Source organism: Thalassobius sp. MITS945101 (assembly GCF_047123305.1).
Lineage (GTDB): Bacteria > Pseudomonadota > Alphaproteobacteria > Rhodobacterales > Rhodobacteraceae > Thalassobius.
This window is the reverse complement of sequence record NZ_CP138918.1, coordinates 2,000,755-2,024,432: the sequence shown is the minus strand read 5'-3', so window position 1 is coordinate 2,024,432 and position 23,678 is coordinate 2,000,755. Positions and strand designations below refer to the sequence as shown.

Sequence of the window (23,678 nt, the reverse complement as noted above, 5' to 3'; positions counted from 1 at the left end):
GCTGTCATGCCTAGAGCAGCGACGCAGGTGTGGCGTTTATCCATACCAGAATTGGTGGATAGGACAGATTGCGATTCTCGATCCGGGCTCTAACCACCGGAGGTTTACTGCTTTTGAGAGGTCCAAAGTGACGGTCCAAAAAGCGCATCAAGGCAGCTACCCACGCAACCGCAGCGAATTCACACGTTGTCCGCCGAGCGGCTGTTGGGCCGCCTAGATCTGTGTGTCAGGTTTGGGCTGGCACCAGCCATTGTCCACCTAAGGGTCGCATGAAATTTCGTTGCAGATGTGCCGCTGCACCGCAGTAAGGCGGCTTTGAGCGCAAACCTACATTGCCGTCCGCTAGGATAACGACTGTTCTTCAAATACTGCATCTGCAGCGAAACGCAGCGTGTGCGAAAATCCGGTTATTCTCTGCGAGCCTAATTCGCCGGATTCTTTCCAAGTAGCGGTCAAGCATAGCGATCGAGCTAAACTTCGGGCAACTACCTTTCTTTGCACAGTACAATCACCACACTGTAGGGATGGTGTGGGTAGCCGAGTTTCGCCCCGCCGTTTAGACCAAAGTAGATGGAGGCGCCGTACAAGACGCTGAGGGCCTTTTGCGTTCCGTGTAGACCGCTAAAGGTAAACTGCGGATAGCTCGGCCAGAACGGTGCCGCCAGAGCCGAAAAGCAAAAGGGTATCGCCATGGATCTTATAACGCGCGACTCGCTCTAGCAGGCTAAGCAGGTCGTTTTCTGCCTTTGCCACAGCACCGAAACAAGCCATCCTGGTTGCTAGTACAGGGTCGATGGACAGGAAGCCCTCTTCTTGCGTGAAGCTGGCCGTGATCTGGTTGCATCCGACAGTGGCCATCAGTGTGTTGTTATCGCCACCGCGGAAAATGATTTGTGGCTTACGCTTGTTATTGACAACGCCAATCTCATTTCCAAAGATTGTTTTGATTTTCCAATAGGTCCCGGTCAAAGACGCATCGGGTGTGGAACTGGCGCAGATCAGTTCACCTCCATTCGAAGCCCCATTTTGACTTGCTCCAAATGTGCAGCCGGTCGTCGCACTGATCCAATCCTGCAGTTTGTTGACATCTGTATACCTGATATTCTCTGTCTCTTCGATGCCGGATGCATTCGCCTTGACGCCGCCTTTGACGATACCGGCCACTTGGTATTCATCACCATCGGTCCCCCCGAGGATATACAGAGGCCCGCCGGAGTCGCCATAGCCGGCCCGTTGGGTGGACCCGGGAATGCCTACGCAAAAGTCATGCCGGCCATCGTAATCCACACGCGGTGAATCGCATATATCGGAGTTGGTCACTCGAGACTCATAGTACAAAAGCGGGTCGCCTTCGTGGCCTTGCCCGAGGCCGACGGTGGTTGTTGCTGTTCCAATCGCAAGGGTGCCTTCAAAAACGCTGGCGATCTCTGCGCCGTATCGTGTTGCATCCTCTTCCAGATTCAAAAGTGCCGCGTCGAGCCGTTCATGGCCGGGCTTGGTGGGTGCCAGAACATAGTCCACGATGTGCAGCTTCTGTTCAAAAAACCCATCCGGGCCAAGGTTCACGCCGACAAAGACGGGCCCATCTCCTGTGAGGGCCGCTTCGTAGGAAGGCCAGCAATGGGCAGCGGTCAGAACCCAGTGCGAGGCAATCAACGTACCGCCGCAGGCGTTGATTTCCTTACCGTTCTGGCTGGGAAAGGGGCTGGTGGCGCGGATTGATACATAAGAACGATACGCATCCACGTCCGCTTTGACGCCATCAATTATCGCAAACGCAGGAGTACACCAGCACACAAGGGCGCCATAGACCAAGTTTCGTAACATCATGTTCTTAACTCCTCGGCAACACCCCAAGTATATTGGGCGCGATTCCCCCCAGTACAATATTGCGTGACATCGGGTCATTTCTGCTAAGCCCAATCCTGCTCATAGGCATAGCGTCCGCTCTAAAAGCACCTCAGTCTGCGTGAGGTTTGCAAGAATCCGGGTCCCGGAACAGCGCTCAAGTCACTGGTTCATGGTTGTTTTGACCATTTTTGTTACAAAATCCATTCAAGCGGAAGATAGCTCATGATGTTGACAAGGGTGCGTTGGAACATGCTTGTGTTCGGCTCAATCATCCATTCTTTCGGCGCGTTATCCTCTGTCCCAGACCAGCGGATCTTGCCATCTTTGTCCTCAAACACACGATAGAAAACCTGCGACTCGTCAAGTGCTGCGGACAACGAGCGGGCAATCGTTGGGCTGTCGACAAGGAACCCCATCTCCGTATTCAGCGCAGCAGACCGCGGATCAAAATTGAACGACCCGATGAAGATCCGCTCTCCATCCACGGCAAACGTCTTGGCGTGCAGGCTGGACTGAGAGCTGGTCAAGATCTGTGCCAGCGAGGAAGTGTCAGTCTGTCCGGGGCGCGCCCGAAGCTCCAGCACATCGGCCCCTGCACGAACCAGTTGGTTCCGATAGCCTTTCCAGGCGCTATGGACGATTGGAACGTCGTTAGCCTCAAGGGAATTAGTAACAAGACGGGTTTTGACGCCGTTGCTAAGGAATTCCTGAAACAGCGCAGTTCCGAATTGGCCCGGGATAAGATAGGCAGAGACGAGATCGAGACTGCGCTTCGGCTGACCCATGGCCTGTGTCAGGCGTGTGATCAGCAGATCCCCGCTTGTGGCCCGTCCAAGACCTTTGGCCGGGTCGTCGCTGAACAGCTTGACCGTGGTCCACTCCAGCAGGTCCTCTCCGGCTATGAGGCGCGATATGACAGGGGCATTGTCCAGCGCTTTTGCATATTCAGAGCCGCGTGCACTTTGTGCCGCCAAGGCAACAGCCTCGTCCATCTCTGCAATGCCGTCAATTGAGGGTGCCAGAATGTCCAGCGCGTCGTAAGAGGATCCGCTGGTCCAGTAGTCTTTGAAACTTTGAGACACCGACGCCGCACCAGGACCAACAGCCAGCACATCATAATCGAAATATGCGGTGCCATCGCCGTAAGCGAAATAGATGTCGCCGATGTTGCGCCCCCCGACAACAGTAGCAAGCCCGTCCACAGTCATCGATTTGTTATGCATCCGGCGGTTCAGACGAAAGAAGTCGAACACATACGATACCAGTTTCGGCTTCCGCATCGTGAAGGGGTTAAACAGACGGATATCGATGTTTTCCATCGCGGCGAGATCGGCCAGAACGTTGTCAAGCCCCGGGATCCCGTTGTCGTCGAGCAGCATGCGCACACGCACGCCGCGCTCTGCCGCTTTGCGCAATTCGTCCAGCAAAAGCCATCCGGTCGTATCAGTCTGCCAGATGTAATATTGGACATCGATCGTTTCGGTCGCCGCGCGAGCAAGCAAGATGCGCGCGACAAGAGCATCCCGACCGTCGGCAATCGGAATTACGCCGGTTCTATCCGGGTTGGTAGTGATCAGTGGCAGAAGAGCTTGGCCCAGACGAGTGTCATCCCCCGCGGGTGCGGAGACGGCCGCATCCCCTTTGGGACGTTCAGGCAGGGGGTGGGTCCACCGCAGGACAAGAATGGCGATCGTCAGTACGGCAAGGGTCTTCAACAAAAAACGCAACAACCGCATGGGCCTCACTCCTGTGTGGACAATTGGATTGACAGGTTTGCATGGCCTTGGCCTCATTCACAAGCCACTCGTTCCCGGTCCGTATCAAATCAAACGGGTGCCAATAACTGCATGGGCCGTGACATCCCGCGGACGCTGGATACGCTGGCAACGGAGTTTGATCCCGGCGAAACCGGTCAGGTGATGACCGCCCGTCTACTTCTTTTGCTGGGCAACAAGCTGGTCCGAGAATGGAATGGCGTCGAACACGCCGACACAGTTTTGCCAAAGGGCTTTGAGTAGCCGGGCCGCCGATACAAGACGCTCTCAGGCGCGGCCCGGGCCACCACAGGGGCGAATTGGAATGGCTGGAGGTTGTTCAGCCTCACTCCAGCCTCGCTGGCTTGAAGTCATACGAATATGCTCACCGGTTGAAGGAACTGCACATTGCGGCCCTTGGTGATTGGCAAAGCGAGTGGGTGCCACTCTGGCAGTGTCTAAGTGGCCGCTTTAGCCAGGTGGAAGCTCTACCTTCGCAACCGTAGAAAAAGGCAACTCTTCGCATGATTTGGGGAACGGACATGTCTGCTTTGGACTAGAACAGATTAATTGGTGCCGAAGGCGGAACGGCAGGTTTGTCCGCCTTGCGGCTGTTGGGCGGTCGTATTTCCGCTTAGGTCTGTTTGCAGCCAGACGCGCACCCCCTAAGTATTGCCTAGACGCATCACCAACTGTCTTCAAAGTGTGGCGCAGCATATGGCGTGAAGAGGCCCCCGATCGCCAGTTCAATGACCTGCGTGACAGCGCCTTGGGATCACATCAGCACGATCTCGGAGAGGCTTGCTGAGACCGCCCCCGGCCCCAGGCAGATGCTAGTGACAGGAAACACTGCGTCGCAGGGGCTGGTACCAAACCCCCATACCCCAACCACTACCCCCCCCTTACTCAACCACTTCAAAATCGTCATCGTCCTCCGACGGCAGCTGCCTTTTGTAACGGCGATCCAGTTTTCGGGCACGGTTGAACTCGGTGGTACCGGGGTGAAGCTGGTGATTGTGGTATTGCAACATCAGCTCAAGGTCCCCCGCACTGAAGCCGGTTTGGTGCTTGAATTTGGTCAGCAGGTTACGTTTGGCCTCATTGGTCATTTGTGCGTAGTTGCGCTGGGTAATTTCCAGTGTCTCATGACCGAGATTGCGGGACCACGCGGTGCACAGCTCGAGGGTGGTGCAGACCGTATCGCCAAGTGCCTTTAGCGTGTGACGCGCAGCATGTGGCGTGAAGCGGCCGCCGGTAGCGTCCTCAAAGGCTTGTGATACGGCAGCTTGGGAACGCATTGGCACGATTTCTGGGTGATTTCCCGGGATTTCTCCACCCGCCTCTGGCAAATCACCACAGGCGGGAAACACGGCATCACAAGGGCGGAAGCCCTTTGCTAGCAATTCGTCGACCCAGTCGATGAAATAGGGCTGTAGCGCTTCGGTTTTCGGGAACCAATCCACCATAAAACTCTTGCTGTTCTTGGCGCGCAGTTCCGCCCCGTCGTGGAACACCTCACGCCGCTCCATGTTGAGATGACGGAGCCGTAGCGAGGTCAGCGCTGCGGCCCGCAAGCCAGTGATAAACGCGAAGGCCACCATCGCGCGATCCCGGCGCTGTTGCAGCGTTGCAAAGGGCATAGCGGCCAGCATCAGGGGCACCTCTGAGAACTTGGGATAGGCCCGGGGCGCCAACTCCAGCGCCTTGGCCAACGCCTTGCGCGGCAGTTCAAAATACTCCGGCAACATCTGGTTCATGCGGCGGTAGCCAGACTGTTTAACCAACCAGGCGAAAAATGCCGCCAATTGGCCGGCCTTTTTGCTGACCGTGCTGCGGCTCAACCCTCCTTGCTCTTTTGGCAGTAGGGCCTTCCCGATCAGGAAGTCGCGGTAACAGTCGGCGTCTTCTTGAGTGACCTCCTGAAAAGGTCTTCCCCCGATCATATGCTCAAATTCGCGGATCGCAGCGAGGTACTTGTCGATGGTTTTACCATCCCACTTGCGCGCATAGATCTGCCATTGGTGGATCACCGCGTCATTACACATGTGCCAGTCGGCGGACTCATTTTCCTCAGTTTTCACAATACCACCCAAGAAATGGGGGCTACCTTCATCTGAGATACCCAAGGTGATGTTGTTTTCCAGCGCGTCACGAAGCATGTTGCATTCAGTCTCATTCAGGAGCTTGTGAAGGGCCGCATCGCAGTCGGGGCAGCGTGCAAAGGCCATACCCGCGTGTTTGATCGCAGGCTCAATGTACAGGCCTTCAAGAGTAGGAAAGACCGCAGCTTTGCAACCGAAACACTTGAACTCTCCCTGACGCAACCGGCGACGGCTACGCTCCCGACGCTCTTTGTGAAATCGGATGAGCTCAAGGCCACGAAACAGCTGCAGCCCGCTGTCATTCGAAGGGCGCAAACCAGAATGCACCCAGTTCGACAACGTATTGCGATGGATGCCGTAGAGCGAGATGACCTGAGGCACGGAATAGACGCTATGCTCTTTGGGGCGGATGTGGCTAAATGATTTGGGCATCAGCCGCCCTCCCGCTGAAGCATCATCTCAAAGGCCAGCAGGTCCGGGAGATACCAGCGCGTTGTTCCAGGCGAAAGTTGCACACCCTTGGGAAAGCCAGGTTTCTTCTGCGCCCAGCGCCACACAGTGGCCACAGACACCTCATAGCGTTGCGCAACAGACTGAACAGACAGATATTTCTGCTGATCTGCGCCACAATCGACGTAAGAAGCTGCACCGGCAGGTTCACGAATAGGCAAGGCGCACGGTGGGGCCTCAGACTGTGGAACGAGCGCCCCGACAGAGCGCTGACTTGCTGCCTCGAGAGGCGCCACCTTAGGCGCATCTACGCCAGAGTGGTCGAACAAAGATACAGGAGTGGAGACGGAGTCCAGACGTGACGACATAGTGAAAAACCTGAAAGTGTAGGTTTTCCTGACCCGTCATAAGTCTGGAAACGATTAGAAGGCGCCTTGCGAATCTTCGAAAGACGGATCCAAAGGGATCGAGGCCATCTGATACGCGTCGCGATACAAAGGTCAAATTCTTTTTTGAGTAATTGTTGGGATGTGGGACCAGATGTGGGGCCAGCCAGCAGATCCCATTATATATACATTCAAAATCAACATCTTAAACATTTATTATGGCGGAGGCTCAGTCCGCCAAATAAGTCAGCCAATAATTTTGATTAATTTAAAAAAAATACAAAGATTCCTCCCTATACCACAAAAAATACCACATCATGTCAGTAGACACAGCGTTCGTCGCAATTGCTAACACCCCAGCTATCGTAGGCTTGCTCACATTCGTCCCAGGCTCATGTATCAGCATGCGAGCCTGCAACATCGGTGGTCTTAGTCGGAATACTAGGACGGAAAACTCAATTAACTCATGGCCGGCTCGCCTCCGATCTCGACCTGTCACAGTTTGATGCCGCTTCTTATGTAGAACCTGTTGCAGCCAAGGAGATGAACTATCAGGCTGAGACGGTGGGAAGAATTCCCCCAAAATGCGGTGCAGATCGCATAAACGATCGGGCTTACACGTATGCAGCTGGCTTTTGATTTGGATGCTGTGCTCCTTGTAAACCGCAACCAACCGCATGAGGCACCTTCCGCAATATATTGACCGACCCCCATGAAAGGCTGCATCGCTGACACCATCCCAGCGACATAGTTGTATTAAACAAACCCCACCTGATGCTCCTGATCAGCCCCACCCAAGTGGTCCAATTTGAATGTTAGTGCATTATTGGCCTGGGTTCCATCAAGACGATGGTTTCTGGGGCCGGTGGGCGGTAGCCCAAGGCACTGTGTGGTCGTTTCGTGTTGTAGTGTTTTCTCCATTCTTCGATCAGGATTTGCGCCTCCCTTAGCGAGAAGAAGACCTCTCCGTTAAGTAGTTCATCCCGAAGCCTTGCGTTGAAGCTTTCGCAGTATCCGTTCTCCCAAGGTGATCCCGGCTCAATGTAGGCGGTCTTAGCGCCGACCGCTGCAATCCAATTGCGGACGGCCTGAGCAATGAACTCCGGGCCGTTGTCCGACCGTATGAAGGCAGGAACGCCGCGCAAGATAAACAAGTCCGTCAGCGCATCGATAACCTCTGTCGAGTTGAGCTTGCGCTTCACCTTGATCGCTAGGCATTCCCGGCTGTGTTCATCCAAGATATTGAGCGTTCGGAACGCTTTCCCGTCATCGGTTCGATGATGCACGAAGTCATACGACCACACATGGTTGCGGTACTCCGGTCGCAAACGAACACACGAGCCATCGTTGAGCCAGAGCCCCCCTTTCTTCGGCTGTTTCATTGGCACTTTGAGCCCTTCACGCCGCCACAAACGTTCGACACGCTTGTCATTCACAAGCCATCCGGCGTCTCTGAGCAATGCTGCGATCCGGCGGTAGCCATACCGACCATACTGGCGGGCCAGTTCGATCATATCAGCCACTAGACGCTCTTCGTCAGCACGGCCAACCGGCAAACGCCGTTGTGTGGATCGGTGCTGTCCCAGGACACGACAGGCTCGCCGCTCTGATACCCTGAACTGGCTGCAAACATGATCGATACAGGCACGACGGCGCGAAGGGCTTAGTAGTTTCCCCGTGCAGCTTCCGAAAGTATGAGTTTGTCCAGCGTAAGGTCCGACACGGCTCGACGCAGCCGATCATTCTCTTTCTGAAGCCTCTTTAGTTCCTTCAGTTGGTCAGTTCCCATTCCGCCGTATTGCTTACGCCAGCGATAGAATGTCTGTTCCGTTATCTGAACCTGCCTGATTGCATCAATGCGCGGCATTCCCTGACCGCACAACACCTCAACCTGCCGCAACTTCGTGACAATCTCTTCCGGCTTGTGTCGTTTGATTCCCATATTTGATCCTCCGTTTACTAACTATACGGGTGGACCAATTCAGTGGGGGAGGATCAGCGGTACTTGATCGGATCGTTGCCCTGCGACACGGCCTGATCGGATGAGCTGAAGCACAACAGGCACGCGCCAATCGCGGAGAAAATGAAGGATTTATCCTGTCCAAGCATAGGTTTTCCTTAAATTTCGCTCGCGAATTCACTGACCCTCGCGGAGATCTGTAAACCAGCGTTTAAGCTCGCTCTATCACAGTTGCAGCTTCGGAACGACGTCTCGCCACTGAGCCTTCCCAACTGATTTGGTCCTTACCTTTGTTTAGGAAATAGAGGACCAAGAATGGCAAACAAGCGACCGAAGCCGATAGAGATGGTTTCTAAGTTACGGCAAGTTGAGGTGTTGATGGGGCAAGGTATGTCCAGTCTTGATGCAAGACGGCAGATCGGTGTTGTTGAACAAACCTATTACCACTGACGAAAGAATGGAGCCATTGAGAGCGCCATTGGTCCGAGAGACAATGGTGAGGGAACGGCTCAGAAGAGCCGTATCGGATTTGACGCTGGACAAGTTGATACCGAGGTCACCTGAGCAATTTCATCAACTTGACGGACGTGAACAATTTTGTTTTGCTCGTCTCGAAAGACGTGTTTTTGCGAGAAAGACGAGAGTGTTTTCGAATGAAAAAGGCATTCTTCAACCACTTGTGTTGTTTTAAGTTGATGAAATACGCAGCACTTGCTGCCTGCCTTTCCACGCCATCCTTTGCCCAGGACAACGCCGAAGTGGTTTTCTGGCAAACCGTAAGCGGCAGCGGCAGCGCCGAACAACTTCAGGCCTACATCGACGCATTTCCCGAAGGGATCTATCGCGCGCTCGCCGAAATCCAGATCAAGGAAATCCAAGGTGCCGCCGTAAAGAAAGCAATTGTCACAAATGCTCAGGCTCAGGAAGATTGCGACCGCCTTGCAGGCCATGCAGGGGACGAAACCCTAACCGTCGCTCCCACATCGCTGAGCGACCTGATGACCCACGCGCAAGCAGCCATTGATGCTTGCAACTCGGCACGGCAAACCAGCGACAACCCGCGTTACACTTACCAGCTTGCCCGCGCATTTTGGGCCAGCGGCGACGCCACCAACGCATGGAACTGGTACGTCCACGCCTCGGTATCAGGTCACCAGCGCGCAACTTACCGTTTAGGGCTGACCTACTATAACGGCAATTCCGGTGTCACGCAGGACGTCCCGAAAATCCCTGTTGAAATGGATGCAGAAAAAGCGCTTGCTGAATTTCAGAGAAACGCCGAACGAGGACACATAGGATCCGCCTATTACGCAGGATGGATTCTGGCGACCGGTGAGGCTTCGGGCACAAGCGATTTCGAAGGCGCTTACCACTATTTTAAGCAAGTGGAAGACGCAGGCGAAACTGATGCTTATTATGCGCTCGGCTATATGTACGAACACGGCCTCCACGTCGACGCTTCCAACGAAATTGCCGCCGATTACTACGAGCGCGCCATTGAAACGAAATCTCGGGATTGGAGCTCGGCACAAGGTGGCCTGCTTCGTCTCCTGGTAAGAAATTATAATTTCTATAAAGAAAATGATTTGGACTATGAAGCCGCCGTTTTCGACGATCTATTAGAGTTAGCTTCCGAATTCCGTGACGGGTTAGACGCGATATCTCACAACTATTACATTTACTTAATTGTAAGTGAAATGGCAGATTTGTCCAAAGGGGAAGCCATCCTTGCCAGCTTGCTTTGGTTTGACCCAAACTCTGAAATGACGGACGACTTAAGGCGCCTTGACGCACTTGCGGCCCACTTGGAGCCTGCCCTGAACGCACGTTTCGAAGCGTTTTCTGATCAATTCCCTAATCAATCGAGCGAGGCTGCCAGCCAGCTCGCCAAGCTTTACTGGCAAAAAACCAAAAACTATGTTCTCGAAGGCTATCGGCTAGGCAAATTTGAGAAACATCAGTCTGATAATCCAGCCGCAGAATGCCTGTCTGGCGAAATCAACATGAGGGATGGCATCGCAACAACCACTTTAATGAACAATTGCGCATACGAAGTTCATACTCAAATAGAACATCGTTTTGTTTATAACGAAGCAGGTTACCCAGACGAAATTGAAAGGCATGAAGCAACAATACCTGCGGGCGTGCAGGCATGGCGTTCAACTTCGTCGCGCCATTCAGTATCAGCGAAAGTACTCTCACAGGAGATCACGTGCTACTCACAACAGGGTTTCGACTTTGTAGACTGGAATAGTAATGAATTTCGATGTGGCGAATATCGCATTCAGGACGATCTAGATTATGCCGCCTTAGAAACGGAAATTGACAATCTGCTTAGACGTATCGTTGCGGCGGGTCAAAACTAGCAAACTCTTTTCCAGAACCTTGGCTAGTGCCAATTACCTTCCGTTTTTTCCTTAACGACCCAAGCCTAGGGTCAGGACCCATTGATTTCCGGTGGGTGGCGTGCTCCAGGGTTCGAAAAACGAGCGTTGAAATGTCTGATCTTTTCTGGCTGACGGACGTGCAGATGGCCCGTCTTGAGCCTTATTTTCTGAAGTCCCACGGTAAGCCACGTGTTGATACCGGCGTGTTCTGGGCGGGATTATCTTCATCAATAGCAATGGTTTGTGCTGAAGGGCCCCTAGTTTCCTAGACATCAACCTTTTCCAGATTTCGCTGGCTGTTTTCATAGTCAACGGGCGACAGCATGCAATTGTTCGTATGCTTGCGCTTCGGGTTGTAGAGCAGTTCGATGTACTCAAAAACGTCGCGACTGGCTTAATCTCGTGTTCGATATTTCCGCCGTCTGGCCTTCTCCCGCTTCAGGAGCTTAACGAAGCTCTCACAATATCCATTCTCCCAGGGTGATCCTGGCTCGATCGACGCAGTCTTTGCACGAACCGCAGCGATCCAATCCCGAACGGCCTTGGCCACGAATTCTGGAACATAGCAGGTCGGGAAGATTTGTCTGATTAGGTCTGTAGGTCATGGGGCATCCGACGATTTCAGCTTGCGCTGTACCTTGATCGCTAAACATTCACGGCTGCGTTCATCAAGAATGTTCAACGTGCGAAAGACCTTGCTATCATCTGTCCGGCAATGAACGAAGTGATAGGACCAAGCGTGGTTACGGAATTCCGACCTTAGCCTTACGGATGTGTCTGACGTCAGCGCTTATGGGTCCAAATAGGGCGATTTGATAAGAGAGTGTTTCTGGCTCATCGTGACCACCGAGGAGTGGACGATGAGAAAGACAACTAAGAGCCCTAGCGAGAAGATCGTCAAAGACATCAAACGGGCAACCCGCAAACAGTATTCAGCTGAAGAGAAGATCAGGATCGTGCTGGATGGCCTGCGTGGCGAAGATAGCATTGCTGAGCTTTGCCGCCGTGAGGGGATTTCCCAGGGTGTTTACTACAAGTGGTCGAAAGACTTCTTGGAAGCCGGGAAAAGGCGATTGGCTGGCGATACCGCCCGCGCGGCCACGACCGACGAAGTCAAAGACCTGCGTCGTGAAGCCCGCGATCTGAAGGAGGTCGTGGCCGAGCAAACGCTGGAATTGCGTCTTCTCAAAAAAAGCATGATCGACAATGGGGGCGACCAAGAATGAGGTATGCCGCATCAGAGAAGTTGGAGATCATCCGGTTGGTGGAAGGCTCGCATCTGTCAGCGCGCCAAACGCTGGCCAAACTGGGTATCCCGCGCACCACGTTCTATCGTTGGTATAACCGATACCGGCAGCGCGGCGAGGCTGGTTTGCAAGATCAATCTCCCAAGCCCAAACACGTCTGGAACCGCATCCCTGATGAGGTGCGGCGCAAGGTCGTCAAATTAGCTCTGAAGGAAACAGAACTATCACCACGGGAGTTGGCAGTCACATTCACGGATCAAGAAAGCTATTTTGTATCAGAGGCTTCAACATACCGGATGCTGAAAGCCCATGACCTGATCACCAGCCCCGCCTTCATCGTCATCAAGGCGGCAAATGAGTTCAAAGACAAAACTACGGCCATCAACCAACTCTGGCAAACCGACTTCACGTATCTCAAGGTTTTGGGCTGGGGTTGGTTCTATCTCAGCACGATCCTGGACGATTACAGCCGCTACATCATCTCGTGGAAACTCTGCACAAACATGAGGGCTGAAGACGTGACTGATACGCTGGATCTGGCGCTTGAGGCGTCGGGATGTGATCAGGTTCACGTTGTTCATAAGCCGCGCCTGCTGAGCGACAATGGGTCAAGTTACGTCTCTGGTGATCTGGCGGAATGGTTGCAGGACAAAGGAATGAAGCACAGCAGGGGCGCACCTTATCATCCCCAGACACAGGGTAAAATTGAGAGGTGGCATCAGACTTTGAAGAACCGCATCCTGCTGGAAAACTACTTCCTGCCCAGCGATCTCTAAGCTCAGATCGAAGCCTTTGTCGATCACTACAACCACCAACGCTATCACGAGAGCCTGAACAACGTCACGCCAGCCGATGTCTACTTCGGCCGTGACAAAGCCATTCTGGAACAACGAGAAAGGATCAAACAAAAGACGCTCGAAACGCGACGCTTGCATCACAGCCAGCGCGCCGCATAATCAAACCAACCAGATGAGCCAAACTCTCTCTTAGCTTAAGCACCAATTGGTTCCAAAAGCTCTGACGACGGACAGGCAACCCAATGGAAGCAGCTTACTATTTGTCGCCCGCTCCAAGACGGATCCCTACGGGGAAGGAGAATATGCATTCCTGTCCGAACCAGGCACCGAAGCTGTTCTAAGATGGACCGAGATTGCTGGGTTGAACGAGAACGATCCACTCTTAACAAAGGCACAGCCGAATGCACTAAAGACCCATCTACACAAGACCACCATTTCCCGGATAATGAAGCGAGCGATGGGTAGGAGAGATATTTCCTGCCATAGTACACGGGTCGGAGGCGTACACGATGCATTTGAGCGTGGCTGTGACCTATCCTCGATCATGATTGCTGGACGTTGGACCAGCCCAGAAATGCCCGCTCGATATGGACGAAAAATTTTGGCGAGCAAATCAGCTGCGGCGTTCGTTGCAAACGAAATCATAGGTGAAGAGGTGTGGAGTTAACGAAATGTTAACTCTGACGACGGACAGTCGGCGAAGTTCCGAAAGTTCTCAATTTTTATTCGGGAGAGATGCACGATTGGCCTCAATTCAAAGTTTAAACTGATGATCCATACCTACAACCTTAACAACTTATTTCAATAGGAAAAGCCCGCAAAGGTCGAGCAAGTGGGTTCGCAAATAACAGCTCCGCGTCCAGAGCGGGGAGTCTGCGCTTCCGCAGCCAACGTCAGCTTCCCGCCCATTGTGCCATGCGACGCCAACGGCCCATAGCGGTTGTTCGTGAGGTCCGAAGTGAATGTCCGATTGTGCAGGATAGGAATTTGGAAGGCAACGGAGTGGCCTTTAGAAGGCGCTACACGAGCTTGGATAAAGTGTGTCCTCAAGCTACGGTGATCTGCACAAACAGAAATAGAATTATTGTTTTGAGGGATTCGATTTGTATCCAGGTGGAATCAGCGACAAGCAAGGCAATCGCTATGAAGAAATATGGACAATTCTGCATTTTCTACGCGTTCTGAGGGGTGATTATCTGGCAATCACAGTCGAGAAACTCGGGAAAGAGAACGATGGCTTCGAATTTCACATCGAAGGCAACGACGGAAAGCAGCAGTGGTTGCAATCCAAGATCAATGCACGTGGGGGAAATTGGACGCCCAATGCATTGAAGTCGGCTGGGGTATTGGGCGCGTTCCAAACCCGCCTACGGGACCCCAACTGCGAATGTCTTTTCGTGTCTCAGGACGGAACCAATCTTTTGCGCGAGGCCTGCAATGATGCTCGCGTGGCCGGGAAGCTTGATGCCTTTAAGGACAATGCGTCTGAAGATCGCACTTTAGCGCTCGAGACCTTTACAGGGAACTTGACCGGTGAGAACGCTGAGAGCGTTGCATTCGATCATATGTCGCGGTGCTACTTTGAGAATGCGTCCATGGCGTTTCTGGAAAGCACGCTCGTTGATCTGACCAACTTTTTGTTTCGTTCTCCTGAGCACGCGAAAGACCTTGCGGCTGGGTTTCTTGCGGAGAGCATCAATCGCCGAGTCACTTCAGAGGATGCGCGCAATTGGGCGAGGAATACGGATATCCTTGGTCTTCGGCCAGAACTTGATCCTACTGCCTTTCAACGGTTGGAAGAAGCGAATGCAGCATATCTCGCGAGCCATTCGACACGGCGTTTTGGGAAGGATGAGCTTGAACGAGGCTACGCTTCTGAGGTTCTGGAGCATTTAGGCAGAGGCACATCTTTGATCGTTGTCAGCGGGACTGCTGGATCTGGAAAAACCGTGGCAGTGCGTCAGATACTAAACCAAGCGGTGCTTGCTGGGGTTCATTCGCTTGCGTTGCGATTGGACAAGCGCCTTGACGCAAGCACTCCGCAAGAGCTTGGTGAAGTAAACGGTTTGCCGGAAAGCCCGGTATCCTTTTTGGCACGTTTGGCACAAGGTGCGCGGTCCGTTTTGATCATCGACCAGGTCGACGCCGTTAGTGAAATGTCGGGGCGCAATGCAAGTGTGCGGGACGCACTTTTCGCGACCTTGCGAGAAGCCGCACTGCACCCTAATCTTCACTAAGTACTTGTTTGCCGAGACTACGATCTTGACGGCGACGACCAATTTCGTGCCTTGCTGGGTCGCAGTCCAACGACGAACGAGAACCGTGACACCGAACGCGTGCAGATCGAGCCGCTGGACTGGGAGAGTGAAGTCGCTCCACTGCTTTCAGCCTGCGGCTTCGGCGAGGTCATGACGCAAAGTCAGAAACGTTTGCTATCATCACCACTTAATTTGTCCCTGTATCTCTCAATCGAAAAGAATGATTTTCGCCCTGATACACAGGCTGAACTTTTCGACACACTGCTCGACCAAATACAGAAAAAGAACCCTGTCATGGCGCTGATTGAAGGGTTGCAGGCAATGGTGGACTGGATGAATGAGAGGCACCAGTTACATTGTCCTGACTTCGTGCTGAGACCCTTTGCTGGATTGAAGGACTGGCTGGCGTCCGAAGGCTTGGTCGTGGCAGACGGTCGGGCCTTGTTCTTTATGCATGAAAGCCTTTTTGACCATCTCTTCGCCGCAGCATTCTTACAGCAAGGCAGAGCACTCGTTGATTTCCTGATGGAGTCTGAGCAAAGCCTTTTTAGGAGGACGCAGGTCCGACAAATCCTTCAACAGGCTAGAAGCTTTGATTGGGCTTGGTATCTAAAAAACTTGCGCGAAATTCTGTCTTCGCCGGGCATTAGGCCTCACATCAAGTTGGCGGTTGCCAAGTGGCTGTCTCAGCTTCCCGATCCGACAACCGACGAATATGAAATCGTGCTGGCAACAGACAATCCCGCAGTGTTTTTCAGCACCGTTGTCAGCAATGCTTTTCTAAACGAGGCGCATTGGATGCCGATGCTGGTTGAACGCGGTTTCATTCAAGATGCCCTAACGTCAGATGTGCCGCATAGATCCAACCACATATCTTGGTGGTTTGCCCGCAATGCTGGACACCATCCCGAAATTGCCGCTGAGGTAATGCGCGGCTGGTGGCAAGAAGATGACGCACGCACGGATGCGCTTGTGGATTGGTTTGGCCTGGTGGACCGCAAGGGAGGTGACGCGACACTAGCTCAGCTCCTTGTCGATGTTCTGGCAGCGCGACCCAAGCAACTGTTTCAGGGCCGACGCGATCGTATCGGCATGCTTTTAGTGGGTTGGGTGGAAGGTGTCCCCGAAGGTGTCGACCTGATCCTTGCAGAATTAATGGCTTGTTGGTTTGACGCGAACCCCAATTCGCATCCTTTCGTCTTTGATGCGGTGAAGGAACTGGACCTGCACCATTTTAGTCAGTTAGCTGAAAAAGACCCAAGCGCATTTCTCAAGGGTATGATGCCGACAGTTCTCAAAACGTTGGAATTCCTTGAAAAGAGCGATGATCCCGCCGACAAGTGGCGATTTTCTTCACGGTACAAGAATGATCTGGACGATCTTCTCACGATCATTTTCTCAGCATTCTGTGCTCTTGCCGAAAATGAACCGGAAGTTTGCGAGGAGCTTTTGATCCAACTTGAGCCTTGTCGTCATCAGGTGGTTACACATCTCTGGTTGGTTTGCGTTGCTCGAGCTCCCATGCAACTGGCCAAGTATCTGGATGAACTGGGAAAATGCGATGCCTTGCTTACATGCGGCTATCATGGTGCAGAGCACACGGCATTTGCAAAAGCGGCGAAAGCACTGGTGGAGTCAAAGGCATGTCCGGCCGAGCAAGTCGAAGCTGTATTTCGCAGTTTTAAGCCGGAACATCGACGCGCCGCGCAGTATTTGGCGCGTGCGCGAGAAGAAAACGAAGATCACTCCGTGTATAATCGCTGGGCCATTGAAAGTCTTCGCGAGTCTGGGAAAACTGAGTGGGCCATCATGAGTATGATGGGATGGGAAAACCTGTCTGAGCTTGGCAAAGTTGCATTCGAGCAGTTGCAACGGAAGTTCTCAGAATTGCCCCCTATCGAGCCGCGAAGCATTCGAGCACGGCGAGTAGTGTCACCTCTTTCAAAGACTGCGACTGAGGCGATGTCAGATGAGCAGTGGCTTTCAGCTATCCTGAAGTATGACACAGACAATTGGCGAGGTAAGGAAACCGAAAATACTATTGAAGGTGGCGCACGAGAACTGGCGCATATGCTATCTGAGACCGCAAGATCTGACCCGATCCGATTCCTGAACCTTGCTGTTCAGATACCAAAAGACGCTTATTCCTCATATCTTACATCATGCATCGAAGGTGTAAGCCGCGCAGAAGAGATCAACGTTGATTTGGCAATTCCTTTGGTTCTGGAATTGCACGATACCCGCCGCGACTCGTGTGGGCGGCAGCTTTGTGAGCTGGCCTCCCGCCACCCCGATTTCGTTCGTGATGAAGCCGTGTTGCGGATGGTTCTTTGGTATGCGGAGCATGGCGATGGTCCTCAACCAGGAGAAGATGATCTCGAACTAGCGCGAGAGCACGTGATCAAACACGACCAAATCGTGGACTCTGGGATGGGGTTGATCGTCAGCGGTGATGTACATACGAAGCCCTGTGCATGGGTGGCCATCATGCGGGCTTTGTGGCTGGAACCGCCGAGACTTGATATTGTTTGGCCGATTTTATCGGAAGCAGTGGACGTCGAGCCGTCCTTGACTGTTCGTATGCGAATGCTCGAAGTCTTTGGTCCTCTGTATAATCTAAACAGGACATATTTCGATGAAGCTCTCCAAAGGCTGATGACCGCCCGGGGCGCGGATCATGACGGGCAAGAGCTCTATCCACTGGCGGGATACACCGGTTTCGACCTGGCTAGGTTTATTTCTTACAATAGCCCTGCTTCTGCGCGCGAATTTGTTGAACGCATGATCGCGTCAGGCGATGACCTTCTCGATCATGTCGGATCGTGGTGGGCAATGGTTCACTCCCTAAACCATGATCTGGACACGACATGGATCGAAACGATCAAATCCAGATCACCACAGCATCTACGGCTTTGGGTAGCGCTACTATCACAATGTGCGGCCACCACCGAGTTTCGGAACTTCGCAATCGATGAATTGGGTGCGTACTTTGAAAACGAAGATGAGGAGATACGCAAAACCGCCTCGGGAGTGTTTAGACAGATCAAACCAGAAGAGTTTCGACACTTTAAAGACTTGGCAAACCGCTTTGTATCGTCTCGGGCCCTGCTGGACGGCAGTTTTGGTTTCTTTCACTTGCTCGAGAAAGCAAATGGTGAAGTCAGCGAGCTGGTATTGAGAGCAGCAGAGGTACTAATCACTGACATTGCGGCAAAAGGCGATCACATGGGATCGCGGGGCCTCGACCTTCATCAACTTCAAGACTTGTTGCGTTTGGAATACCTTGCGTCTGAAGGGCACGTGGAAAGGCGCAAACGAATACTCGACTTAATCGACCAGATGATCGAGTTTCGGCTTTATGGGGCGGATGAGTTGCTTACGTTGGGCGACAAGTAAGCGGATTGGGTTTGGGATTGTTCCGAAAGCACTTATGGGCGCCGCTTTACGTGAAGAACGAGCTTTTGACCGTTACCTCTTTCTCGAAGCTGCCATTGGTGAAAAGTGCAGCGAATGTCGGCAAACCGCCAAAACTGCGTCTGCGCGCTTGCAATCAGTCAGCAGGGAGGCAGGCTGGGTTGGGTTGGAAACCGCCTCCTCTGTAGGGTGTGCCACAAAGAAAATATGACCGTTCCCCAGAGGCCAGGTGAGTGAACGTGCGCTCGCCGATACCAACCCTATTCCAATACATCCTCCCCATCGCGCGCGGCGGCGCGCCTGTCGGCCAACCGTTTGGCGTAGTTGAACTCTTTGGAACCGCGTTCGAAGCGGCTTTCGTAGTAGTCGAGAACCATTGACTGCTCCTTGGCGGTAAACTGGGTGCCTGCACAAAGCCCTTCGATCGTGCTGCGGCGTTGCTCGTCCGTCATTTTGGCATAGTAGGTCTCTTTGACTTGCGGCCTCGCATGTCCAAGGTTGAGGGAGAAGGCCCTTTCTTCTTTCCGTGAGCTCGTCAGTTCGTTTCCTAGGTAGACCAGTGTGTCGCGTGCAGAGTGCGGTGTGCAACAGCGATCAATCAGGGCCGTGGCGGCCTTGAAGGCTTTGCCTACCGCGGCGGAGGATTGCATTGGAGACACCGGGGCGGCACCGGGTGCGTGGTCGGTCAGATCATTCAAGCTGGGGAAGACCGCGTCATCCCCGGTAAACCCAAGGGCCCCAAGTTCGGTCAGCCATTCACCAAGAACTTGCTGGAAGGCTTCCGTGCGAGGGAAGAAGAAACTGCGAAAGCTCTTGCCGTTCTTGGCCCGCATTTCGGTGGCGTCCTGGAACATTTCCTTCTTCTGTATGTCGATGTGCTTCAGGCGAAGCGTGGTAAGGGCCGCTGCGCGCAGTCCGCAGGTATAGGCGCAAGCAATGATGGCCCGGTCTCGACGTTCTGCGATCGTGCTGCCGGGCATCTTCGCCAACATCCCTTCTGCTTCTTCGATCGTGAGATAGTCCCGGTCTTCACGCGGCAGTGTTTTTTGCGCGCACCGCTTTAGGCAGCTCGAGGTTGAGCAAGATGTTCTGGCTGAGGCGCTTATAGCCATCCTGTATGCGAAGCCAATCGAAGAACTGACGCACCTGAGACGCGTGATGGCGGATGGTGGAGTTGCTCAAGCCACCATCCTCCTTGGGAGTTTGCCCCAGCTTAACCAAGTGGTCGCGGAAAGCGGCCGCGTCCGTCGGGGTGACCTTGTCGAAAGCTTTGCCGCCAAGATGAACCTCTAACATACGGATGCTGCGCAGGTGGGCCCGGACGGTCACGGTTTCGAAGCGCCCAGCATAGGCTTGCCACTTATGCACGATCCGGTCATTCGCCAGATAACAAACCGCGCCGCGAGATGTGGGAAGATTCCCGGTACCAGTTTGGGAGTCCCCATTACTTTCGTCTATCAAGGCAAGGCTGATACCTAACATGACACATTTTTTGAGGCTGTCGTATTCTGTCACTTTCAGTAACTTCGACACCTTAGCGTCGCAGGTTGGGCAAATAGCTTGCGCCATGGGGACGCCTGCTGAGGTTGTGCTGAACGTGACGGAATGCGGGGTTGGATAGCCCGCGCTTTCGCAGCTCAAACAGTTGAACTCACCTTGCTTCAGCTTTGCCCGCTGCTTGCGTTTCTGGCCATTGTGATAGCGTTGCACCTCTGCGCCACGAAAGACGTAGGGAACTTGTTCATCCGATTTTTGAAGCCCCGACTTGATCCAGTCAGTCACGGCATTGCGCCGAACTTTATAGATCTTGCACAGCTCCTCGACCAAGAAGACCTGATCCTGGCAAAGCTTTATCTTGTAGTGCGCCCGGGTCATTTCTCGGTCTCCGAACGGCAGATCTCTTGAATAGGCTGCAGCGTGGCCGTGAGTGCCTTCTCAAAGTCAAGCAGGCTCGACAAACGCCAGCGTGTGCTGTTTGGCGGCAGTTTGACGGGGGCGGGCAGATAGCCCTGGTTGACGCGTTTCCACACTGTTTGGCGGGCAATGCCGAAGCGTTCAGCGACCTCTGTGTCTTTCAGATAACGCTCACCGTCACCGAGGTTGTCGGCGTTCTGGCCCTCAAGTGCCGCAAGCTGTTGCGGGGTCAGATCTGGAGGGTCAGTTTTCGGCTGCTGCTGATCACTGGCCCGACGGTTTATGGGGGCAACCTGTGCCTCAACGCCAACCGGGGGATCCGGGAACAGATCCCCCTGTGCCGAGTTATCACTGAGTTTAGCCATTGGCGCCTCCCTTGAGGCGCAAGCCGCTCTTGGGCAGGGAAGGGGGGAGCAACAGGTTCATTACGCGCCCTCCCTCAGTAGCGCGCGAACGTCAAACGCGCGAAGCTGCTCTTCCGCCCAGCGGCTCGTTCCAGCGGATAGCTTGATCGGCTCGGGAAAGCTGGGATCGTTTTTTACCCAACGCCACACCGTTGCTTTGGAAACACTGTAGCGTTTCGCCACCTCGTCCACGGTCATGAAGCTGACCAAGGGACCAGCTTTTGCAGAAGGCGACTTGGCAGCAGGTTTGCGACCTTGGGCCTTCACGTCTTGCGGCTTCAATTTGGACGAATGCCCAGAGTCAAACATGTCACGGACAGCGCCGTGGGGATCAATTTTGAATCGGCCCATCGCCACTAACCCCGCTTTGCAGGTTCAACGCGATTGGCCGCCAACCAAGCATTCAAGTCGGAGCCACGATAGATCACCTTGCGGCCGATCTTGTAATAGGCGGGACCAACGCCCTTATGGCGCCACTGCGCCAGTTTATCGCGATCCCCCAAAATCTCGAGTTCGATATCTCCCAAGACGTAGCAACGATCGTCTTCAAATAGGTTCGGCACGGCTGGATTTCCTTTCGCTGTTTTGAATTACAGCGAATGAATTGACGTCCTGCACTCCGCCCCAGCAGTCCCCGATTTACAAATCGGGGACCCTAACGGTCTGAAACATATAAGAAAGAAATCTGCTCTTGCGGATCGACATATGAAGCACTTGTGCCCTTTGGGCAGTTGGTGCTGAGCCCTGATCGAAAGCGCTCAGCCAGTTGCAGCACATGCGCGCGTGTCCATGGGTGGTCCTCAATGTAGTCCATAGCCATGCCCAAATGCACGACGCCCCGGTACCGTTTCCAGATCTTACGCAGAACATCGAGGTCTTTTGCGCCACGGACACCCATCTCCCGGGCGTACTCTGAGGTCTGCTCCAACAAGCCACCAGCGACCTGCACACCCTGGAACTTTCCAGTCTCTATGCTGTCCCAGACCTTTTTGCCAATGTACTCCGCGATATTGAACTGGCGCTCCTGCTTGCCCTCATACCTCTGGGCAATCTCATGGAACGCATGGGCCGCCTCATAACGAGGCTGTGCCGTGGTTGCGGCCCACCGCACAAACTTAGGACTCGACGCCCCGGTGATCGGATAGCTTTCCAATCCCATGCTGACCACCTCGTGTCGCATCACCTCTATTGCGCTCAGACGATCTTCTGCCGTCTCCTCACTGAGCGCCATGCGAAACAGTCCCAGAGCGGCGCATTCAGGTTCATTCAGTCGTACTTGCATTAGATTGCTCTTTGCTGATCCCGGATGTGACGAATTGAGACCATTTGCGCATCAAGTCCCGCCGTTTGTCCAAGAGGTCGGACCGTGCGTAAGCACCCTCAACCTCGGAACCAACCGTATGCGCCAGACTCTTCTCCGCAACCTCACGCGGCACATTGGCGACCTCGGCTGCCCAATCGCGGAAGGTGGAACGGAGGCCATGCACCGTCACCCCCTCAACCTGCATCCGCCGCAGCAGCATCAGCATCGACATGTTGGAGAGCGGCTGATGGCGCTTCTGCCCCTCAAACACATAGTCTGACTGCAGCGCCTTGAGCGGTTCCAGGATCGCCAACATCTCATCCGTCAGCGGTACACGATGTTCTTCACCAGTCTTCATCCGCTCCGCAGGGCAGATCCAAAGCCGCTGTTTGAAATCCAACTCCGCCCAGCGCAGGCCCAGAACCTCGCCAGTGCGCGATCCGGTAAGACATGTGAACATCAGCGCATTGGCGGACATGGCCTTCTTTCGCTTCAGCGCGGCGTAGAAAGCAGGCACATCCCGCCAGCGCATCGCCTCATGGTGTTTGGGCTTGGCTTTCACCTTGGGCAGGACCTGACCCTCTTTGATGGCGGTCACCGGGTTCTCTCCAGACCGGAACCCTTTAGATCTGGCAACATCCAAGACAATCTTGATCCGCTGTGCCAGCCGCCGAGCGGTCTCATGTTTCTCCGTCCAGATCGGGGAAAGGCACATCAGCACCTCAGGCTGACCGATACTGTCCACCGGCATGCGGCCGATCTTGGGGAAGGCGTAGTCGCGCAGCGTGTTGATCCATTGCGCGCCGTGTTTGGCGTTCTTCCAGGTGGGCAGCCGTTCAATATGCACCTGTTGGGCCACTTCCTCGAAACTTGGGATCTCCCGCGTGGCATTGTAGCGAGGATTGAGACCCTGCTTCGCCATCCGTCGATATTCCAGCGCCCGTTCCCGCGCCTGAGGCAGGGTTACCAGTTCGGCACTGCCCAGACCAAAGTCAGTTCGCAGCGGCCCGCCGCGCCGATTCTTCTGCCCCTTAACAACCACCCGAACGATCCAGCGCCGGGCACCGGAAGGGTCAACAACCAGGTAAAGCCCGTTGCCATCGCCATGCCGCCCAGCGCCGAGGTTCTCCACGAGTTTCTTTGTCAGCTTGCCAGAGAGTGCCAAATCCATACCACATTTTATACCACTCAACGAACAGGATTACGCAGAAGCGAGAACAATTCAAGAAAATCCGCAAATCGCGCCAAGACCAGATAAACAAACGAAAAGGCCACTAAAAGCGGCCTATTCAGATCAAACAAAAATGTAAGATGGCGGAGGCTCAGGGATTCGAACCCTGGGGACGCTTCCACGCCCGTCGGTTTTCAAGACCGGTGCATTCGACCACTCTGCCAAACCTCCGTTGCCCCCCATTTACCCCCAACAATTTGATTCTGAAAGGGCCGCCGTT

At 53.8% G+C, this 23,678-nt stretch carries 16 protein-coding genes, 1 tRNA gene and 5 pseudogenes; 7 read left to right on the top strand and 15 right to left on the bottom strand.

The window, feature by feature from the left end; genetic code table 11:
- Positions 1-621 precede the first annotated feature (621 nt).
- Together SIC14_RS10185 and SIC14_RS10180 are read right to left on the bottom strand one after the other, a co-directional pair.
- Positions 622-1,830 (bottom strand): trypsin-like serine protease, encoded by a 1,209-nt coding sequence (locus tag SIC14_RS10185; RefSeq protein ID WP_412565706.1) that lies wholly within the window; start codon positions 1,828-1,830, stop codon positions 622-624.
- Between the two features lie 212 nt (positions 1,831-2,042).
- Positions 2,043-3,587 carry a phospholipase D family protein gene (locus tag SIC14_RS10180; RefSeq protein WP_412565705.1) on the bottom strand — a complete coding sequence of 515 codons (1,545 nt, stop codon included), beginning with the start codon at positions 3,585-3,587 and terminating at the stop codon, positions 2,043-2,045.
- Between the two features lie 111 nt (positions 3,588-3,698).
- Between SIC14_RS10180 and SIC14_RS10175 the strand changes: the two genes are divergently transcribed.
- Complete coding sequence (locus SIC14_RS10175; RefSeq protein WP_412565704.1) at positions 3,699-3,869, top strand: hypothetical protein; 171 nt, start codon at positions 3,699-3,701, stop codon at positions 3,867-3,869.
- A gap of 638 nt (positions 3,870-4,507) precedes the next feature.
- Here the strand turns inward: SIC14_RS10175 and SIC14_RS10170 are convergent.
- Positions 4,508-6,088, bottom strand: coding sequence for a tyrosine-type recombinase/integrase (locus SIC14_RS10170; protein ID WP_412563225.1), 1,581 nt, complete (start codon positions 6,086-6,088; stop codon positions 4,508-4,510).
- 1,270 nt (positions 6,089-7,358) lie between these two features.
- Positions 7,359-8,485, bottom strand: a protein-coding gene (locus SIC14_RS10165; protein WP_412562167.1) for an IS3 family transposase whose coding sequence is annotated in 2 segments (ribosomal slippage) — positions 7,359-8,221 and positions 8,221-8,485 — 1,128 coding nt in all. Because the reading frame shifts where the segments join, the coding sequence is not laid out codon by codon here.
- Positions 8,486-8,818: 333 nt separating this feature from the next.
- Between SIC14_RS10165 and SIC14_RS10160 the strand changes: the two are divergent.
- From SIC14_RS10160 to SIC14_RS10150, 3 genes and pseudogenes are all read left to right on the top strand, one after another.
- A pseudogene (locus SIC14_RS10160) lies at positions 8,819-9,053 on the top strand (IS3 family transposase); the annotation flags it as partial.
- A 103-nt stretch (positions 9,054-9,156) separates the two neighbouring features.
- The gene (locus SIC14_RS10155; protein WP_412565703.1) at positions 9,157-10,869 is read left to right on the top strand and encodes a tetratricopeptide repeat protein; all 1,713 of its coding nucleotides are present in this window, start codon (positions 9,157-9,159) and stop codon (positions 10,867-10,869) included.
- 131 nt (positions 10,870-11,000) lie between these two features.
- Positions 11,001-11,134, top strand: a pseudogene (locus tag SIC14_RS10150) (IS5/IS1182 family transposase); the annotation flags it as partial.
- A 21-nt stretch (positions 11,135-11,155) separates the two neighbouring features.
- Here SIC14_RS10150 and SIC14_RS10145 read toward each other — a convergent pair.
- The 3 genes and pseudogenes from SIC14_RS10145 to SIC14_RS10135 all read right to left on the bottom strand — a co-directional run.
- Positions 11,156-11,254, bottom strand: coding sequence for a hypothetical protein (locus SIC14_RS10145; RefSeq protein WP_412565853.1), 99 nt, complete (start codon positions 11,252-11,254; stop codon positions 11,156-11,158).
- A gap of 66 nt (positions 11,255-11,320) precedes the next feature.
- Positions 11,321-11,449, bottom strand: a pseudogene (locus SIC14_RS10140) (integrase core domain-containing protein); the annotation flags it as partial.
- A gap of 56 nt (positions 11,450-11,505) precedes the next feature.
- Positions 11,506-11,662: pseudogene (locus SIC14_RS10135) on the bottom strand (IS3 family transposase); the annotation flags it as partial.
- An 88-nt stretch (positions 11,663-11,750) separates the two neighbouring features.
- Between SIC14_RS10135 and SIC14_RS10130 the strand changes: the two are divergent.
- The 3 genes and pseudogenes from SIC14_RS10130 to SIC14_RS10120 all read left to right on the top strand — a co-directional run bounded on the left by SIC14_RS10130 (position 11,751) and on the right by SIC14_RS10120 (position 18,588).
- Positions 11,751-13,093: pseudogene (locus SIC14_RS10130) on the top strand (IS3 family transposase).
- Between the two features lie 944 nt (positions 13,094-14,037).
- Positions 14,038-15,171: an ATP-binding protein gene (locus SIC14_RS10125; RefSeq protein ID WP_412565702.1), complete on the top strand. Its 1,134-nt coding sequence runs from the start codon at positions 14,038-14,040 to the stop codon at positions 15,169-15,171.
- Between the two features lie 99 nt (positions 15,172-15,270).
- Positions 15,271-18,588 carry a hypothetical protein gene (locus tag SIC14_RS10120; RefSeq protein WP_412565701.1) on the top strand — a complete coding sequence of 1,106 codons (3,318 nt, stop codon included), beginning with the start codon at positions 15,271-15,273 and terminating at the stop codon, positions 18,586-18,588.
- Between the two features lie 278 nt (positions 18,589-18,866).
- On the opposite strand, the gene SIC14_RS10115 is transcribed toward SIC14_RS10120, so the two are convergent.
- The 8 genes from SIC14_RS10115 to SIC14_RS10080 form a co-directional block, all read right to left on the bottom strand.
- Entirely contained in the window at positions 18,867-19,598 is a 732-nt protein-coding gene (locus SIC14_RS10115) for a tyrosine-type recombinase/integrase (RefSeq protein ID WP_412565700.1), read from the bottom strand.
- Positions 19,599-19,635: 37 nt separating this feature from the next.
- Positions 19,636-20,481 carry a site-specific integrase gene (locus tag SIC14_RS10110; RefSeq protein WP_412565699.1) on the bottom strand — a complete coding sequence of 282 codons (846 nt, stop codon included), beginning with the start codon at positions 20,479-20,481 and terminating at the stop codon, positions 19,636-19,638.
- Positions 20,478-20,885: a helix-turn-helix transcriptional regulator gene (locus SIC14_RS10105; protein WP_412563539.1), complete on the bottom strand. Its 408-nt coding sequence runs from the start codon at positions 20,883-20,885 to the stop codon at positions 20,478-20,480. The genes SIC14_RS10110 and SIC14_RS10105 overlap by 4 nt, the downstream gene beginning before the upstream one ends.
- Before the next feature lie 60 nt (positions 20,886-20,945).
- Positions 20,946-21,275 (bottom strand): helix-turn-helix transcriptional regulator, encoded by a 330-nt coding sequence (locus SIC14_RS10100; protein WP_412565698.1) that lies wholly within the window; start codon positions 21,273-21,275, stop codon positions 20,946-20,948.
- A 5-nt stretch (positions 21,276-21,280) separates the two neighbouring features.
- A complete protein-coding gene (locus SIC14_RS10095; RefSeq protein WP_412565697.1) occupies positions 21,281-21,487 on the bottom strand; it encodes a helix-turn-helix transcriptional regulator in 207 nt (68 codons plus the stop codon).
- Between the two features lie 92 nt (positions 21,488-21,579).
- Positions 21,580-22,206: a hypothetical protein gene (locus tag SIC14_RS10090; protein WP_412565696.1), complete on the bottom strand. Its 627-nt coding sequence runs from the start codon at positions 22,204-22,206 to the stop codon at positions 21,580-21,582.
- Positions 22,187-23,398, bottom strand: a complete 1,212-nt coding sequence (locus tag SIC14_RS10085) for a tyrosine-type recombinase/integrase (RefSeq protein WP_412565695.1) — start codon at positions 23,396-23,398, stop codon at positions 22,187-22,189. Before SIC14_RS10085 ends, SIC14_RS10090 begins: the two co-directional genes overlap by 20 nt.
- Positions 23,399-23,539: 141 nt before the next feature.
- Positions 23,540-23,629, bottom strand: a tRNA-Ser gene (locus tag SIC14_RS10080).
- Positions 23,630-23,678 lie beyond the last annotated feature (49 nt).